Source organism: Acidobacteriota bacterium (genome assembly GCA_019347945.1).
Classification (GTDB): Bacteria; Acidobacteriota; Thermoanaerobaculia; order Gp7-AA8; family JAHWKK01; genus JAHWKK01.
Map to the genome: position 1 here is coordinate 1 of JAHWKK010000043.1, position 15013 is coordinate 15013.

At 62.8% G+C, this 15013-nt stretch carries 11 protein-coding genes and 1 pseudogene; 6 read left to right on the forward strand and 6 right to left on the reverse strand.

The annotated features are described in order from the left end of the window. The first annotated feature begins 284 nt into the window (after positions 1-284). From KY459_16360 to KY459_16375, 4 genes and pseudogenes are all read left to right on the forward strand, one after another. A pseudogene (locus KY459_16360) lies at positions 285-857 on the forward strand (DsbA family protein). A 133-nt stretch (positions 858-990) separates the two neighbouring features. Then, positions 991-2115 carry a DUF5009 domain-containing protein gene (locus tag KY459_16365; protein ID MBW3566281.1) on the forward strand — a complete coding sequence of 375 codons (1125 nt, stop codon included), beginning with the start codon at positions 991-993 and terminating at the stop codon, positions 2113-2115. Between the two features lie 100 nt (positions 2116-2215). Further along, positions 2216-3382 carry a hypothetical protein gene (locus KY459_16370; GenBank protein ID MBW3566282.1) on the forward strand — a complete coding sequence of 389 codons (1167 nt, stop codon included), beginning with the start codon at positions 2216-2218 and terminating at the stop codon, positions 3380-3382. Positions 3383-3441: 59 nt separating this feature from the next. Then, on the forward strand, positions 3442-4521 hold the full coding sequence (locus KY459_16375) for a mechanosensitive ion channel family protein (GenBank protein ID MBW3566283.1): 1080 nt from the start codon (positions 3442-3444) through the stop codon (positions 4519-4521). Positions 4522-4732: 211 nt separating this feature from the next. On the opposite strand, the gene KY459_16380 is transcribed toward KY459_16375, so the two are convergent. The 4 genes from KY459_16380 to KY459_16395 form a co-directional block, all read right to left on the reverse strand. After that, complete coding sequence (locus KY459_16380; GenBank protein ID MBW3566284.1) at positions 4733-5785, reverse strand: DHH family phosphoesterase; 1053 nt, start codon at positions 5783-5785, stop codon at positions 4733-4735. A gap of 75 nt (positions 5786-5860) precedes the next feature. Then, positions 5861-6748, reverse strand: coding sequence for a GTPase Era (gene era / locus KY459_16385; protein MBW3566285.1), 888 nt, complete (start codon positions 6746-6748; stop codon positions 5861-5863). A gap of 34 nt (positions 6749-6782) precedes the next feature. Then, complete coding sequence (locus tag KY459_16390) at positions 6783-8078, reverse strand: hemolysin family protein (GenBank protein ID MBW3566286.1); 1296 nt, start codon at positions 8076-8078, stop codon at positions 6783-6785. Positions 8079-8209: 131 nt separating this feature from the next. After that, positions 8210-8917 carry a hypothetical protein gene (locus KY459_16395; GenBank protein ID MBW3566287.1) on the reverse strand — a complete coding sequence of 236 codons (708 nt, stop codon included), beginning with the start codon at positions 8915-8917 and terminating at the stop codon, positions 8210-8212. Positions 8918-9044: 127 nt separating this feature from the next. Here KY459_16395 and KY459_16400 point away from each other — a divergent pair, with 127 nt between their 5' ends. Further along, entirely contained in the window at positions 9045-10571 is a 1527-nt protein-coding gene (locus tag KY459_16400; GenBank protein MBW3566288.1) for an ABC transporter substrate-binding protein, read from the forward strand. A gap of 58 nt (positions 10572-10629) precedes the next feature. Further along, positions 10630-11703 (forward strand): DsbA family protein, encoded by a 1074-nt coding sequence (locus tag KY459_16405; protein MBW3566289.1) that lies wholly within the window; start codon positions 10630-10632, stop codon positions 11701-11703. Positions 11704-12038: 335 nt separating this feature from the next. Here the strand turns inward: KY459_16405 and recJ are convergent, their stop codons facing one another. Then, positions 12039-13775, reverse strand: coding sequence for a single-stranded-DNA-specific exonuclease RecJ (gene recJ / locus KY459_16410; protein MBW3566290.1), 1737 nt, complete (start codon positions 13773-13775; stop codon positions 12039-12041). Between the two features lie 2 nt (positions 13776-13777). Beyond that, positions 13778-14722 (reverse strand): acetyl-CoA carboxylase carboxyltransferase subunit alpha, encoded by a 945-nt coding sequence (locus KY459_16415; protein MBW3566291.1) that lies wholly within the window; start codon positions 14720-14722, stop codon positions 13778-13780. Positions 14723-15013 lie beyond the last annotated feature (291 nt).

Sequence of the window (15013 nt, forward strand, 5' to 3'; positions counted from 1 at the left end):
AAAAGATCAACCCTGAATTTTTTTCAAGCCCGCGTTTGCGGGCGACAGAACGCCGAAGTAATCCAGCGGCCGTTGAAGCCAGCGAGATCTCGATCTCTGTTCAGCCCGCGCAAGCGGGTGAAAGAACTTAGCCCCCGGCTTCAGCCGGGGGACAGAGAGCCGTCGCTGAGGATGGCGAGCCCGCTTCAGCGGGCGACAGGATGGAACGTCGCGTGCAGCATCACGGACGAATGGACAACGACAAACGACTCACGCTCGAGGTGTTCTCCGATTTCGTCTGACCGTGGTGCTACCTCAGTACCGTGCGTATTGAAAAGCTCCGGGCCAATCACGACATCGACCTCGCCTGGACCCAGTTCCCGCTTCACCCCGACACACCGCCCGGGGGACGCGACCTGCGGGAGATGTTCGGTCCGGCAGTCGACGAGATGCAGGAGCGGATGCGGGAGCTGATGGCCGCGGAAGGTCTCCCCTACGCCGACCGGACGCGGACGTTCAACTCGAGGCTCGCGCAGGAGCTGGCGAAGTGGGCGGAGACGAAGGCCGACGGCGCGGGCATCCACGACGCCATCTTCCGCGCCTACTTCGCGGAAGCGACGGACATCAGCGATCCCGACGAGCTCGTGCGGATCGCCGAGGAGGAGGGACTCTCTCCCGACGAAGCGCGGCAGGTGCTCACCGAGCGGTCGTTCTCCAAAGAAGTCGACCTCGACTGGGAGCGATCTCGAAATCTCGGGGTCACCGGAGTGCCGACTTTCCTCGCGGAACGGCATGCCGTGGTCGGAGCGCAGCCCTACGAGATCCTCGAGCATCTCCTCGAGATCGCGAGCCGGACTCCCCCGGCCGAGCAGCCTTGACGTCGCGAACGCCCGCATCCCATGATCGCCTTCCGTGGCGGATTCGACGATCGAGACGACAGTAGCTCCTCGCACCCCGTTCGAGGAAAGGCTCGTGGCGCTCGACGTTTTTCGGGGAGCGACGATCGCAGCGATGCTCGTCGTGAACAATCCCGGAAGCTGGAGCCACGTCTATGCACCGCTCCGCCACGCCGCATGGCACGGCTGGACCTTCACCGATCTGATCTTCCCCTTGTTTCTCTTCATCGTCGGGATCACGACCCATTTGTCGCTCAGCGTGAGGAAGGAGCGGGGATTTTCGGATCGCGCCGTCGCCCTGATGATCCTGAAGCGCGGCGGTCTGATCATTCTCCTCGGTCTCCTTCTCGCTTCGTTCCCCTTCTTCGCGTGGTTCGACATCCCGGGCTCCCCGAACCCGTCATTCATCGAACGGGTCGAGTATCGATTCGCCCACATGAGATTTCCGGGCGTTCTGCAGCGGATCGGCGTGGCATACATCGCCGCCGCGCTTCTGTCGCTGCGAGGATCCGTCCGGCTCCAGGTCGGAATCACCGCTGCGCTCCTCATCGGCTACTGGCTGGCGATGACGGTTCTTCCCGTCCCGGGCACGGGGAGGCTCGGTCATGAGCTGCTGAACGAGCCGGAGATGGTTCTTTCGGCATGGATCGACCGGAAAGTTTTCGGCCCGCACCTGTGGGCTCAATCGAAGACATGGGATCCGGAAGGGCTGCTCTCGACTCTGCCGGCGATCGGCACGGTGCTTCTGGGATGTCTCGCCGGACGGATCATCCGGAGCGAAAACCCCGTCGAGAGCCGTCTGAACCGGCTTTTCGTCCTCGGTTCAGGTCTGGCGTGCGCCGGACTCGTCTGGAACTGGGCCTTTCCGATCAACAAGAACCTCTGGACCAGCTCCTATGCGCTCTTCACCGCGGGCATCGCGGCGATTGCGCTCGCCAGCACGATCTGGATCGTCGACGTCCGGCGCAGTCGATGGTGGACGCTTCCTTTCGTCGCGTTCGGAGTGAATCCGCTGCTGGCGTTCGTCGGCTCGGGGCTCGTTGCGAGGCTGATCGCGTCACTGATCCGGGTGCCGTGGGAAGGCACGACCGTGCCTCTGCAGGTAGTCATTCATCAGGCGCTGTTCGCCTCCTGGCTTCCGCCGAAGCCGGCCTCGCTCGCCTTCGCCATCACCTTCGTCCTGGTCTGGCTCGCGATTCTGATTCCGCTCCATCGGCGTCGCTGGATCTGGCGGGTCTGAGCTCGGGACGCGGGGGCGTCCCGAGCCTCTCGGTCGACGATCCGTGACAGCCGGCGACGCGATGGAAATGCCGCCGGAGTTCCACTGTTCGATCTTTCGAATGAGACAGAAACTTCTCCCCCTCCTTTTCATCGCGCTCACGGCTGGTTTCTCCGGAGCGTCCGAGCTCCACCCGGCCGTCAGCGCGAGTCTGCTCACCACGATCGATTACCCGATTCCGGCTCCCCACCAGCCATCCTTCGGAACGCTGGTCTTCGGGTCCGATGCGGCATGGATCGCAACACCTGGCGGGCTTTACCGCGCTCCGCTCCGGATCGACGAGGATAGCGTGCCAGAGCTGGTCGCGTTTCCCGGCCTCACGATCACCGATCTCGACGTCACATCAGAAAGCCTCTATCTCACGCGCGAGCGCGCCGAGAGCAGAGGTGCACCGGCCACCGATCACGGTGTATTCCGTTCCGATGACGATGGAATCACATGGACGCCCCTCGACGGAGCGCTCGAAGAGTGCCTCGGTGAACACTGCGCCTTTCTCTTCGCAACCGAGATTGCGGTCGAAGGAGACCGCATCTTTCTGAACGCGGGTGGCAACGTGATCGTGAGCGGAGACGAGGGGGCGAGCTGGAGCCTCCTTTTCGGAGCGTCCAACAACGGCGAGATCGCCTCGCAGGCCTGTTATCACCCCACATTCGAGCTGACCGGCCGGCGGCTGTTCATCGGGGGAGAGTGCCCGCTCGACATCGCCTTCCTCATCGCTGGTGAGCTCGACGAAGCCGGGCTCGAGTGGGCGGTGACGCCTCGAACTGTCCAGCTTCCGAATCTCGAGAACCGCAACATCCAGTTCATTCACCACCGCGCTGGCACCGAGGAGATCTACAGTGGTATCGAGGGAGCGATTCTGCGCAGCGAGAACCTCGGTGAGAGTTTCGACTTCATTCTCCGTTACACAGGAGATGACCCGAAGTACCCCTACATCGGAAGCATGCTGATTCCATCGGAGCGTCCGCAGACGATCATCGCGGGCGGCTTCGACAAGGCGGAGGGAGGGCCGTGGCTCGCTGTTTCGTTCGACGAGGGCGGCGTCTGGTCCGACATCTCCGGCCTTCTTTCTGCTTCGGGCGATCCTGAAGACGTCGTCCTTTTCATCGAGGAGGATCCGTTCGGCAGAATCATCTTCGGGGTGGATGATGCTGAGGCGCACCGGCTGAGCATTTTCGAGCTGAAATTCGAAACCTTCCCGCGTCGGAGAGCGATCCGGCCTCGATGATCCAGCGGCGGCGGGGTCGGAAGTTTGGACTCGGCGCCCGAATCTGTTAGGTATCTCGCGTGGCCTGGCTCGACACTCCCTTCTGGGGCAACACTGTCGGTGATTATCTGATCGCCGCGGCGCTGCTGGCGGCGGTACTCGCCGTCGTCGCAGTTTTCCGAGAGGTCGCACGCCCGAGACTCGCCGTGGAGGGAGTGGACGCGAGAAATGTGAGTCATCTCCTCCGCGACGTCGTAGCACGAACACGACTCTCGCTCGTTCTTCTGGTCGCGCTGTTTTTCGTTGCGAGATCGCTCGTTCTCCCGGGAATCGCATGGTCGTTCATACGAGGGGCGGCAATCGTCGCAGCGCTGCTCCAGGCAGGGCTCTGGGTCTCGGCCGGTGTCGACAATTCAATTCGCCGCTACAGAGAGAGGAACATCGACTCCGATGCGGCGTCGGTCACGACGATCACGGCGGTCGCTTTCATGGGGAAGTTCGCCCTCTGGCTCGTGCTGCTCCTCGTCGCGCTCGACAACTTCGGCGTCGAGATCACGGCTCTGGTGGCGGGACTCGGTATCGGGGGCATCGCCGTTGCTCTCGCGCTGCAGAACGTCCTCGGTGATCTTTTCGCATCGCTCTCGATCGTGGTCGACAAGCCTTTTGTCATCGGCGACTTCATCGTGATCGGGGAGTTCGCCGGGAGCGTCGAGAAGATCGGGCTGAAGACCACGCGCCTCCGCTCGATCGGCGGCGAACAGATCATCATGTCGAACGCCGACATGCTCAACAGCCGGATCCGCAACTACAAGCGGATGGCGGAACGAAGAGTGGTCTACACGTTCGGTCTGGCTCACGAGACATCGGCCGACAAGCTGGAGCAGGTGCCGAAGATTCTCCGCGAGATCATCGAAGGGCTTGAGAAAGCTCGTTTCGACCGCGCCCATCTGAAGGGCTACGGCGACGCCTCGTTCCTCTTCGAAGCGGTGTTCTGGGTGACGCTGCCCGACTTCAACATCTATATGGACGTGCAGCAGGAGCTCAGCCTGAAGCTGGTCCGGAAGTTGTCCGCGGAGGGGATCGAATTCGCCCGGCCGGTCCGGCGCCTCTTCAGCGAAGATTCGGAACACGATGCATCGCGGACTTTCGATCGACGATAAAAATCCTCACCGGCGTGTGTTCGTCGTAACTGCGGCATTCGAAGCCAGACGTCGGGACGATGCGGTCACGTCACATCTCTCCCCGTCCAGGTCATCCCGAGCGTGCGGTCGGGCGGGGGGCGAGGGATCTCTCATGAAAGTACAAGCAAACCAAGCGAAGCGCTGACCGTACTGCCAGTTCATCAGGAGCTCTGCCGTTTCGGATCTGCGCCTACTCCTCCTCGTCGACCTTGCGGGTCTCCGAAGAGCGAAGCGGGCGGAGTACGACGCTCTGAGCGTCGATCGCTGCAAGAAAACGGTGTTTCAGCTCGGCCTCGAGCTCGCCGCGGGTCAGCTTGAGCTCCGAGAGCTCGACGTTGCCACCCGCGCGCATTCCGTGCCCGCCGCCCTTTCCGATTCCGGAGAGGACCGACATCATCACATCGCCGGCGTTCGCATCGTGATCATTCGCCCGGATCGAGACGTACATCCGATTCTCGAATGTGCCGTAGGCAAAGGACCACGTCATTCCTTCCATCCGAACCATCAGGTCCGCCATTTCGGGAACGAAGTCGGGATCGGTCACTTCTCCCATCGGACAGATCACTTCCTCCGGGCCGATCATGAGCGAGTTCAGCGCCTTTGCGAGCTGCTGATAGTAGCGTCGTTCCAGCGCCGGCCGTGCGATCCGCGCCATCTTCTCCGGATCGAACTTCGGCATCAGAAACTCGTAGGCGGAGCGGTCTTCCGGCGAGACCTCGCGCCCGAGGTCCTGAGTTTCTGAGCGGATTCCGTAGAGGAGCGCGGTCGCCAGGTCCGAGTCGATCTCGACTCCCGCGAGTCGCATGTAATGCGTCAGGATGCTCGCGGATGCGCCGATGTGCTCGCGCACGTCGGCGAATCTCGCCTGCGCGGTGGCTTCGCGGAGGAAGTGGTGGTCGACGACGATGTCGATCGTGTGCTCGGCGGTGACGGCGTTGTTGCCGGTACCGGGCTGGGCGTCGACGATGGCGAAGTGACCGAATTTACTCAGGTCGTAATCGCCGAGCGGGGCAATGTCGAGGTCGAGCTCCGCGGCAAGCGCGCGGTTCTCCGCCCTGCCGATGATTCCGCTGTACGCAACTTTCGATTCGATCCCTCTCGCTTCCCTGAGGAGAACCGACATCGCAACTGCGCTCGCGATCGAGTCGGGATCAGGGTTGTCGTGAGTCAGGATCAGAAGCGGTCCCTCGTCGAGCGGAAGTGCCAGCAGCTCGTCGAGCTTCTCCTGCATCGGATCGGTCATCTGCCCGATCCCGTCTTTTCGAACATGCTGGCTGCGAACGACCCTCCGATGTTCATCATTCCAATCGGCAGCCTATCAGACGAGCTCGTTGAGAAGGCTTTCATTCTCCCGCCAGTCCTTCTCGACCTTGACGTGCAGATCGAGGTAAAGCCGGGTGCCGAGAAGCTTCTCGATCTCCTGACGTGCCTGGGTTCCTATTTCGCGAATCATCTGTCCGCCCTTCCCGACGACGATCCCCTTCTGCCCCTGCCGCTCCACGACGATCGATGCGTAAATGCGAAGCAGTCCCTCTCCCTCGTTCCACTGATCGATTCGGATCGCGGTGCTGTATGGGAGCTCGTCCCGCGTATGCGCGAGGACCTGCTCGCGAATCAGCTCCGAAACCAGAAACCGTTCCGGATGAGTCGTCACGAGCTCTTCCGAGTACCGCGGCTCCCCCTCGGGAAGATCGCGGAAGAGCGAATCGAGAACGACGTCCGTGCCGTCGCCCGTCGCGGCGGATATCGGGATGATTTCCGAAAAGTGGCCGCTCTCCGAGTAGCGCTGCATCTCGGGAAGGAGGCGGTCTTTGCGGACGAGATCGATCTTGTTGAGCAGGAGATAGCGGATCGCCGGCTCCCGGGTCCGGGCGACCATCTCGAGGACGAACTGGTCCCCCTTGCCGTAGCGCTCCGAGGCGTCGACGATCACGACCAGAATGTCGGAATCGGCGAAGGTCGAGACGACGTGGTCCATCATCCGAACGTTCATCCGGTGGAGCGGACGGTGAATCCCGGGAGTATCGAGAAAGACGATCTGGCCGCGCTCATCGGTGAGGATGCCGACGATACGGTTGCGGGTCGTCTGCGGCTTGTCGGAGACGATCGAGACCTTCTGCCCGAGAAGGTGGTTCATCAGCGTCGATTTTCCGGCGTTGGGACGGCCGACGATCGAGACGATTCCCGATTTCCTGGTTTCACTCATGGCAGGCGAGCATCCGTCACGCGAACAGGCTCCGTCAAGCCTCCGAGGCGGAGGTCCGGAGAGCGGTCCGATCGTCGAGGGAGACCCGGACTCGGTAGATCCGCTTCCGGTCGGCGCGATCGACCTCGAACCTGAAGCCTCCCCGATTGACGGTCGCGCCGGGCAACGGTACGCGCCCGGCTTCCTTGAACACCAGACCCGCCACGGTCTCGAAGTCGTCGTCGGGCTTCTCGAGCCGGGCACCGAGAATCTCCTCGAGCGCGTCGATCCGGACCAGGCCGTTGACCAGCCAGACGCCCTCGTCGACTTCCACCCAGCTCGCCTCCTCGCCGTCCTCGTGCTCATCGGAGATCTCGCCGACGATCTCCTCGAGAAGGTCCTCGATCGTGACCAGCCCGGCCGTTCCTCCGAACTCATCGACGGCGATGGCAATCTGCTGCCCTTCCACCTGCAGTTCACGGAGGAGCTCGGCGACTCCTTTGGTCTCGGAAACGAACCATGCAGGCCGCGTCAGAGTCTCGATCGCCGGCCTGTCACCGCGCGCGAGGGCGTCGAACGCGTCCTTGATGTGGACGAATCCGAGGACGTGATCCATGTCCCCGTCATAGATGGCGAGCCGCGAGTACTTGGTCTCGACGAATTTGTCGACGAGCTCGGAGAAGTCCGAGCCGACCGGAAGAGCGGCCACGTCAACACGAGGAGTCATCACTTCCTTGACGAGGGTGTCGCCGAACTCGACGATCGACTGCACCAGCCGGCGTTCCCCTCCTTCGAGTATCCCCTCTTCCTCGCCGACGTCGATGAACGCCTGAACCTCCTCATCGGTGACTTCGTCCTCTTCCTCCTCTTCCGCATCTCGTTTCCTTCCGAGGAACTGGAGAAGGATCCTGAGCGGATAGAGGAGCGGAAAGAGAAGGAGGTACAGGGCGTGCGAGAGCGGAATCAGCGCTCTGAGAGCCATTTCGGCCCGCTCCTCGGTGGTCGCTGCGAGAACGAACTTCCAGCCCAGAACAAGCACCAGCCATACCGCCGAAGCGAGGACAGTCGCCGCGAACAGCTCGGTCACACTGGCGAACGCCCGGAAAGTGGTGTAGAGGCCGACGATCAGCGCAAACTGCGCAACCACTCCGGTGACGAGGGAAAAGTGCTGCTTGTTGTACTGAAACCAGCGCGAGCCGCTGTCGAACGAGGGGTCCTCACCGCTCCATTGCCGAAGGCGGACCCTGCTGACGTGATGGAGGAAGTATCGCCCTCCGTCGAACGCCAGGTAGACCAGCGCGCAAAGCGTCGCCAGAACGGAGGCCTGGAGCAGGGACAGCGAAGATCCCATCAGCGATGCGTGCGCCCGGCGGTGCGGGCCACCGGCCTGAGGGCCTCCGGCAGAGGTTGGTCGTCGTCCATTCGGTCGTTCACGATTCTACGGATGGCGCTCCGGCTTGTCATCCAGCCGCTGAACCTGCATCAGCGGAGCCAACCCGGCGGGACCCCGGCACGGCGAGCGCGCGCCTGCAGCTCTGCGAATTCCTTCCGGGCAAGATCGAGCGCAGCCCGGAGGCGTGGAATCGCGCTTCGAATATCCTCGAGCTCGATCACGAGATATCCCCAGGGGCCGGCGTTGCCGCTGTTTCCCGCCACGAAGAGAAGGTGATCGTTCAGCTGACGCTCTCTCTGTTGCAGCAGCTTCAGATCGACCTCCATCATCTCGATCCTGCTCCGATGAGCCGCCGCGGCGGATCGCCACTCCGCTTCATCGGGTCCGGCTTCGACATCGATCTCGACGCCGCTGGGCGCCGGCTCGTAAAGCTCATCCGCCGGTTCCCCACCGGTTCCCGCGGCGTCCCGATGAATCCCTTTCTTCATCAGAGCGAGAAGACGCTCTTTCTGAGGGGTGTCAGGGAGCCTGGAGGCCCATGGGAGCGGTTCGCCCGCGGGCTCGGCGCTTTTCGGCTCGGGGTCCCTGGCTTTCTTCGTCGCGGCTCGCCGGTCCGTCTCCTCGACGTCGACCGCGGACAGAGGGAGCGAGTAGAGGACCCCGTCGAGCCCGATGAACGTCACCCTCCCCTCCGCGGCGGAAACGACCTCGCGGATCTCGAGCGTGGCACCCGACTCGAGGACGAGCAGGTCGACAGGGCTGGTCAGCAGCCCGGCCAGAATGACGAGAAAGTACAACATCCGAAAGGAGCAACGGTCAGAGATGCCCTCGTTGTTCCGGGCGTGGCACTCCTCTTGTAAAACGGCGTGGCACTCCTCTTGTAAAACGATGAGCCAGCATCAACCGGGACCGAAAGGAGCCACCGTGAAACGCATATCAACTCTTTCCGTCATTCTCGCCGTCATCACAGCCATCGGGTGCGGAGGAGAAAGAGGGGCGGACGGCGACGGCTCCCAGCCGCTCGTCATCGCCTTCGACAGCAGCCCGACGAACCTCGATGCCCGGATCGGCAACGACCAGAATTCCGGGAGGATCTTCGACCTCGCCTACGCGGGCCTCGTCAAACTCGCCCCCGACGGCACGTATCTTCCCGACGTCGCGGAGAGCTGGGAGATCGCGGATCGCCGAATCGAGTTCAAGATCCGGCCCGGTCTGAAGTTCCACGACGGCTCCGATCTCACCGCAGCCGATGTGAAATACACCTACGACACGGTGATGGATCCGGAGTTTCCCGGCTCGAAGGGCCCGGGATACGCCGTGGTCGATACGGTCGAGGCTCCCGATGAGAGCACGATCGTATTCAATCTCGACTCGATCAATGCCGGCATCTTCGACAACCTCACCCTCGGAATCGTTCCCGAAGGATCGCAGCCCGACGATCTGGCAACTCAGCCGGTCGGGGCGGGGCCGTACCAGGTGACGAGCTTCCGCCGGGACGACCGGGTGGAGCTCGAGGCGTTCGATCAGTTCTGGGGTGACCAGCCCCGCATCGAGAATCTGATCGTCCGCGTCATCCCCGACGCGACGACCCGTTCACTCGAGATGCAGACCGGATCGATCGACTTCGCAATCAACACGATCCCATTCGACCGGGTACCGGCGTTTCAGGAGAGCGACGAATTCAAAGTGATCGCGGAGCCGGGCGCTCAGTACCAGTACCTCGCCTTCAACCTCCGAACACCTCAGCTGGCAAAGGTGGAGGTGCGACGCGCCATCGCCCACGCGATCGACCGTGAGCGCATCATCCGCGATCTCCTTCAGGGATTCGGCAAGGCGACCGAAACGCTCTTCCCCGAGGGGCATTGGGCTCACGCAGGCAATCTTCCGACATACGCCTTCGATCCCGCGAGAGCGAAGCAGCTGCTCGACCAGGCGGGCTATCCGGATCCGGATGGAGACGGTCCGCAGACCCGATTCAACCTGGTCTACAAGACCTCGACCGACCCCGAAGCGCGCAGACAGGCCGAAATGATTCAGCAGATGCTCGCGCAGGTCGGCATCGGTATCGAGATTCAGTCCAACGAGTTCGGTACCTTCTTCGAGGACGTTCAGGCGGGCAAGTACGACATGTTCTCCCTCCGTCGCGCGGGAGTGAACGACCCCGATTTCTATACCTACATGTTCGCCTCCGACAACTTCCCTCCGGAAGGACAGAACCGCGGTTACTACGCGAACTCGCGCGTCGATCAACTCCTGAACGAAGGGCGGTCGACCTGGGATCAGGCGGAGAGGACCGAGATTTACAAGGAAGTTCAGCGGATCCTCGCCGAGGAGCTCCCCTACGTCTCGCTCTACCACCGGTACAACGTCGCGATCATGAAGTCGGATCTCGAGGGCTTCCAGATGTATCCTTCGGGCTTCATCCTCTCGGTACCCGAAATGCACTGGTAACAGGATCCAGCCCCAGTCCCGGAATCAAAGAAGGAGCCGGAATCGTTCGACTCTCTCGATGAGACGAATTTCGTGCCTTCTGCTGATCCTCTCGATTCCCGGATGGGGCGTCGCCGCGCAAAGCCCCTCCGATGAGTCCCTCGACTTCGTCAGCCAGTTTCTCCCCTCGTGCGCAGGATCTCCGCAGATCGAGATCCAGCCGTTCACGACAGGGATCCCTCGCGGGATGACGGCGCGGGTCGTCAATCTCGAAGGCGCGAATCACGACCACTCGTGCGCCGGGCTGTGGCTGGAAGTCATTCGCGGCGATCTCGGCTACGTCGGCCAGCCATGGGTCCTGACCGGGCTCGATGGCTCGGTCGCGGAGAAGATCCGCAGGTTCGCATGGCAGCGGATGAACGAGACCGTCAACGCCTCCGTGACCGGCAAACCCGACAGCCACGGCTTCATCCCGGTCACCGTCTCACTCACCACCGAGTACGGCCGGATTCCACTCGAAGGAGTCGTCGATTCCGAGGGCCAGATCTTCTATCCGGGTGGCTTCATTCCGCTCGGCACCGATGTCCGGAAACACCGGATGGCGATGCTCGCTCCCCTTCTGGAGAACACTCCCCGCCGAACGGGAGGGTCGAGCGGAGTCGAGCTCGTCGAGTTCTCCGACTTCCAGTGCCCGTCGTGCCGGTACGCTGCCGAGTGGCTCGACCCCCTGCTCGAGGAGTATGGCGACCGGATCACCTACCGTCGAGTCGACTTCCCCCTGATGAAGGCGCATCCCTGGGCGTTCCCGGCGGCTCTCTACGGCCGCGCGATTCATCGTCAGGACCCGTCCAGGTTCTGGCTGTTCAAGCAAGAAGTCTTCGGGAATCAGGACAAGCTCAGCATCTTCACGCTCGAGGATTTCGCCCTCAGCTTCATCGAGGAGCAGGGTCTCGACGCCGAACGCTTCCGGCGCGACATCGCATCGCAGGAGCTTCGCGATGAGTTGCTCCGCGCAATCGCAGTCGGAATGGTTGCGGAAGTCAACGGCACGCCGACCTACTGGGTGAACGGAAAGCCGGTCGCCGTGGGCGAGCATGGATCGCATCTGAAAAAGGTGCTCGATCTAGAGCTCGAAACAGCCGCCCGTCCCTGACCGAGACGGGGTCGGGTCTGAACCTGGATCGTTTGCTCTCGCTACATTCAACCACTCGTCATCCTTAGCAAGTGCCGGCGCCTTGCGACGGTGACGGAAATGACACCCGGGAGTGCGGAAACAACCGAACTCGCGTACTCAAACCAAGGTCATCCTGAGCGGGCGGTCGGGCGGGCAGGCGAAGGACCTCGCAGGTTGGGACATCAGCCCATGCGAAGCGCTGCAAGAGGGTCGAAGTCACAATTTCGTGGTCGTTTCATTAGGAGCCGCCAAAGGACGGCGAAGGATCTGGGGGCCGGTCGTCACTCGACGTGACCAGCGTCGGAAGCGCTGACTCACGATCCCCCGCCCAGATTCTTCGCCCGCGCTACGCCGGGCTCAGAATGACGTGGGTCGCGACGCTCCACGCGTCTGATATCCCGAATCGCGAATTTCGGTCTCGTTCCGGGACGCCGGGGAGGCTCGACCTCGACGAGAAGATCCGCCGATCCTTCCCGCAGCAGACCGAGCTCTTCATCGCCGGGGCGCCAGATCCCGGCAGTCCCTTCCCCCGATTCGTCGCGAATCTGCATCTCGAACCGGTCGGGGAACGGATTCGACAACTGCTCGATCGTCACGTTCCGGAGGAGGAAAACCGGATCGGGATTGTCGGCTCCGAACGGTTCGAGCAGATCGACGTCTTCGGCAAAGGTTTCATCGACGTCCGCGACCCGGATCTCCGCGTCGTAACCGATCGTTCGGCGGTAGGCCGCGTCGGGGATCTCGAGCGCCACCTGTTCCATTCTGGCGCACAGCTCATCCCATCGATCGCGGCGGAGCGTGAAGCCGCAGGCGTAGCTGTGTCCGCCAAAGTGCTCGAAAACGTCGGCGATCCTCGAGAGAAGCCGGTGGAGATCGACCGTCGGAATGCTTCGCGCCGACCCGAAACAGCGGTCATCTTCGAGCCGGACGATCAGTGCGGGGCGGTTGACCGATTCGACGACTCTCGAGGCACACAGGCCGAGCACCCCTTTATGCCACCCCTGCCGGCCGGCGACCACGACCCGGGCGGGATCGGGCCCGATCGACTCCATCACCTGGCGTGTGACCGCGTCCTGAATCGTGCGGCGCTCCCCGTTCAATCGCTCGAGCTCGGCGAGCAGTCCGATCACCTCCCCCTCGTCGCGCGTTTCGAAGAGCCGGATCGCAGTGTCCGCCGAGGCGAGCCGGCCGGCGGCGTTGAAACGGGGAGCGATCCGGAAACCGACGTCCCGGCCCCGTAGCGAGCGTCCGAGCATTCCGAGGTTTCGGAGCAGCGCTCGAAGTCCGGGATTGCGCGGATCGCGAAGGCCGCTCAGGCCCATCCGGGCGATCGTCCGGTTCTCACCGGTGAGCGGGGCGACGTCCGCGATCGTTCCGAGCGCGGCGATCTTCGCCAGCGACTCGATCGAGACCTCCCGGCCGGCCCTTCTCAGAAGCTCGCAACAGAGCTTGAAGGTGACGCCGACACCGGCGAGGTCCTTGTACGGATACTCGCAGCCCGGTTTCTTCGGATTCAGAATCGCCACGGCTCGCGGGAGGGCGTCGGGGGGAAGATGATGATCGGTCACGATGACGTCGATCCCCATTTCGATCGCCCGCTCGACCGGCTCGACCGACGTGATGCCGCAGTCGACGGTGATCACGACCCGGACGTCGCGTTCCTCGAGCGCCCGCTGCAGCACTTCGAGCTTCAGTCCGTAGCCATCGACGAGACGGTGGGGAACGACATATCCCGCTTCCGCGCCGAGAATTCGAAGCACTGTCTGGAGCAGCACGATCGAGGTCACGCCATCGACGTCGTAGTCGCCGTAGATGAGGATCTGTTCGCCTCCGCTGATCGCCCGCTCGATCCGGTCGCACGCCGCTTCCATTCCGTCGATGAGGCCGCCGTCGTGAAGATCGCCCACTTCGGGTGCAGTGAAGCGCCGAAACTCCTCGGCGGTCCGGACACCACGGGCAGCGAGAAGCTCCCGGATGACCGGGTTGCGAATGGGAAGAGAGTCGTCTGACGCGGTTTCCGGGGCGGGGATCCAGGCGTCGAAACGCGACACGGTCAACGCTTCTCCACCGCTCCCATCGCCCTGAACTTGGCGTAACGCTGATTCGGCAGGTTCTCCGGTTTGACCTTGCTCAGCTCCTTGAGAGCCTTCTCCAGGAAGGGGCGAAGATTCTCCGCCGCGGCCTCGGGATCGTCATGCGCGCCTCCGACCGGCTCCGGCACGATCGAGTCGATCACCCCGAGCTTCTCGAGGTCGGTGGCGGTCAGCCGGAGAGCCTCCGACGCCTGCTTCGCCGCCGACGGATCCTTCCACAGAATTGCCGCGCATCCTTCCGGGGAGATCACCGAATAGATGGCGTGCTCGAACATGAGGATTCGATCTCCGACGCCGAGCGCGAGCGCCCCGCCGCTCCCCCCCTCGCCGGTCACTGTGACGATGATCGGAACCTGCAGCAGCGCCATCTCGAGAAGATTTCTCGCGATCGCTTCCGCCTGCCCTCTCTCCTCGGCGCCGATTCCGGGATAGGCACCCGGCGTATCGATGAAGGTGAAGATCGGCCGGCCGAACCGTTCGGCGATCCTCATGACCCGGAGGGCTTTGCGATATCCCTCGGGACGGGGCATTCCGAAGTTGCGCCGGATCTTCTCGGTCGTGTCCCTCCCCTTCTGGTGGCCGATCACGGCACACGTCGCCTTGCCGAACTTCGCGAAGCCGGCCACGATTGCGGGGTCGTCGGAGAATGCCCGATCGCCATGGACCTCGACGAAGTCGGTGAAGAGCATGTTGATTAAATCGAGGGTGTAGGGTCTCGAGTGATGCCGCGCCGTGAGGGTTTTCTGCCACGGATCGAGGTTTCCGTAGATCTCCTTCGAGAGGATCTCGAGCTTCTCCTGGAGCTGCCGGACCTTCCTGCCGCTCCGCCCCTCGGAGTTGAGCTCCTCGATCTCCTTTCGAAGCTCGAGCAGAGGCTCCTCGAACCGGTTGGTCTCGTTCATCATCGTCCTGAACTCTAGCAGAACCCGCACCCGGGGGGCTTCGACGCTCTCGATCGCTTCCTCGTTGAGCGCCTCGGCGGTCAGATTCGCTGTCGTTACCCGGTACTCGTGAATCCGTCGCCTCCGGTGCGAGCCTGCACCGGTGAACGGCAATCGTTAGCGCGTTGGCCACGGCGAGGTATCCTCGGTTGGGTGGAGTTCGAGGGAGAAGGATGTCTACAACCAGAGCAACATGAAGTCATGTTTTCGGAAGCCGCGAGTGTATTCGCGGACCCTCTGGCCTGGACGATTCCA

Excerpts from the sequence above, each read along its gene's own strand:
- KY459_16390 (MBW3566286.1), bottom strand. The coding sequence starts at position 8,078 with ATGGGATCTTCGCTGTCCCTGCTCCAGGCCTCCGTTCTGGCGACGCTT.
- KY459_16365 (MBW3566281.1), top strand. The coding sequence starts at position 991 with ATGCTCGTCGTGAACAATCCCGGAAGCTGGAGCCACGTCTATGCACCG.
- KY459_16405 (MBW3566289.1), top strand. The coding sequence starts at position 10,630 with ATGAGACGAATTTCGTGCCTTCTGCTGATCCTCTCGATTCCCGGATGG.
- KY459_16370 (MBW3566282.1), top strand. The coding sequence starts at position 2,216 with ATGAGACAGAAACTTCTCCCCCTCCTTTTCATCGCGCTCACGGCTGGT.
- KY459_16415 (MBW3566291.1), bottom strand. The coding sequence starts at position 14,722 with ATGATGAACGAGACCAACCGGTTCGAGGAGCCTCTGCTCGAGCTTCGA.
- KY459_16380 (MBW3566284.1), bottom strand. The coding sequence starts at position 5,785 with ATGACCGATCCGATGCAGGAGAAGCTCGACGAGCTGCTGGCACTTCCG.
- era (MBW3566285.1), bottom strand. The coding sequence starts at position 6,748 with ATGAGTGAAACCAGGAAATCGGGAATCGTCTCGATCGTCGGCCGTCCC.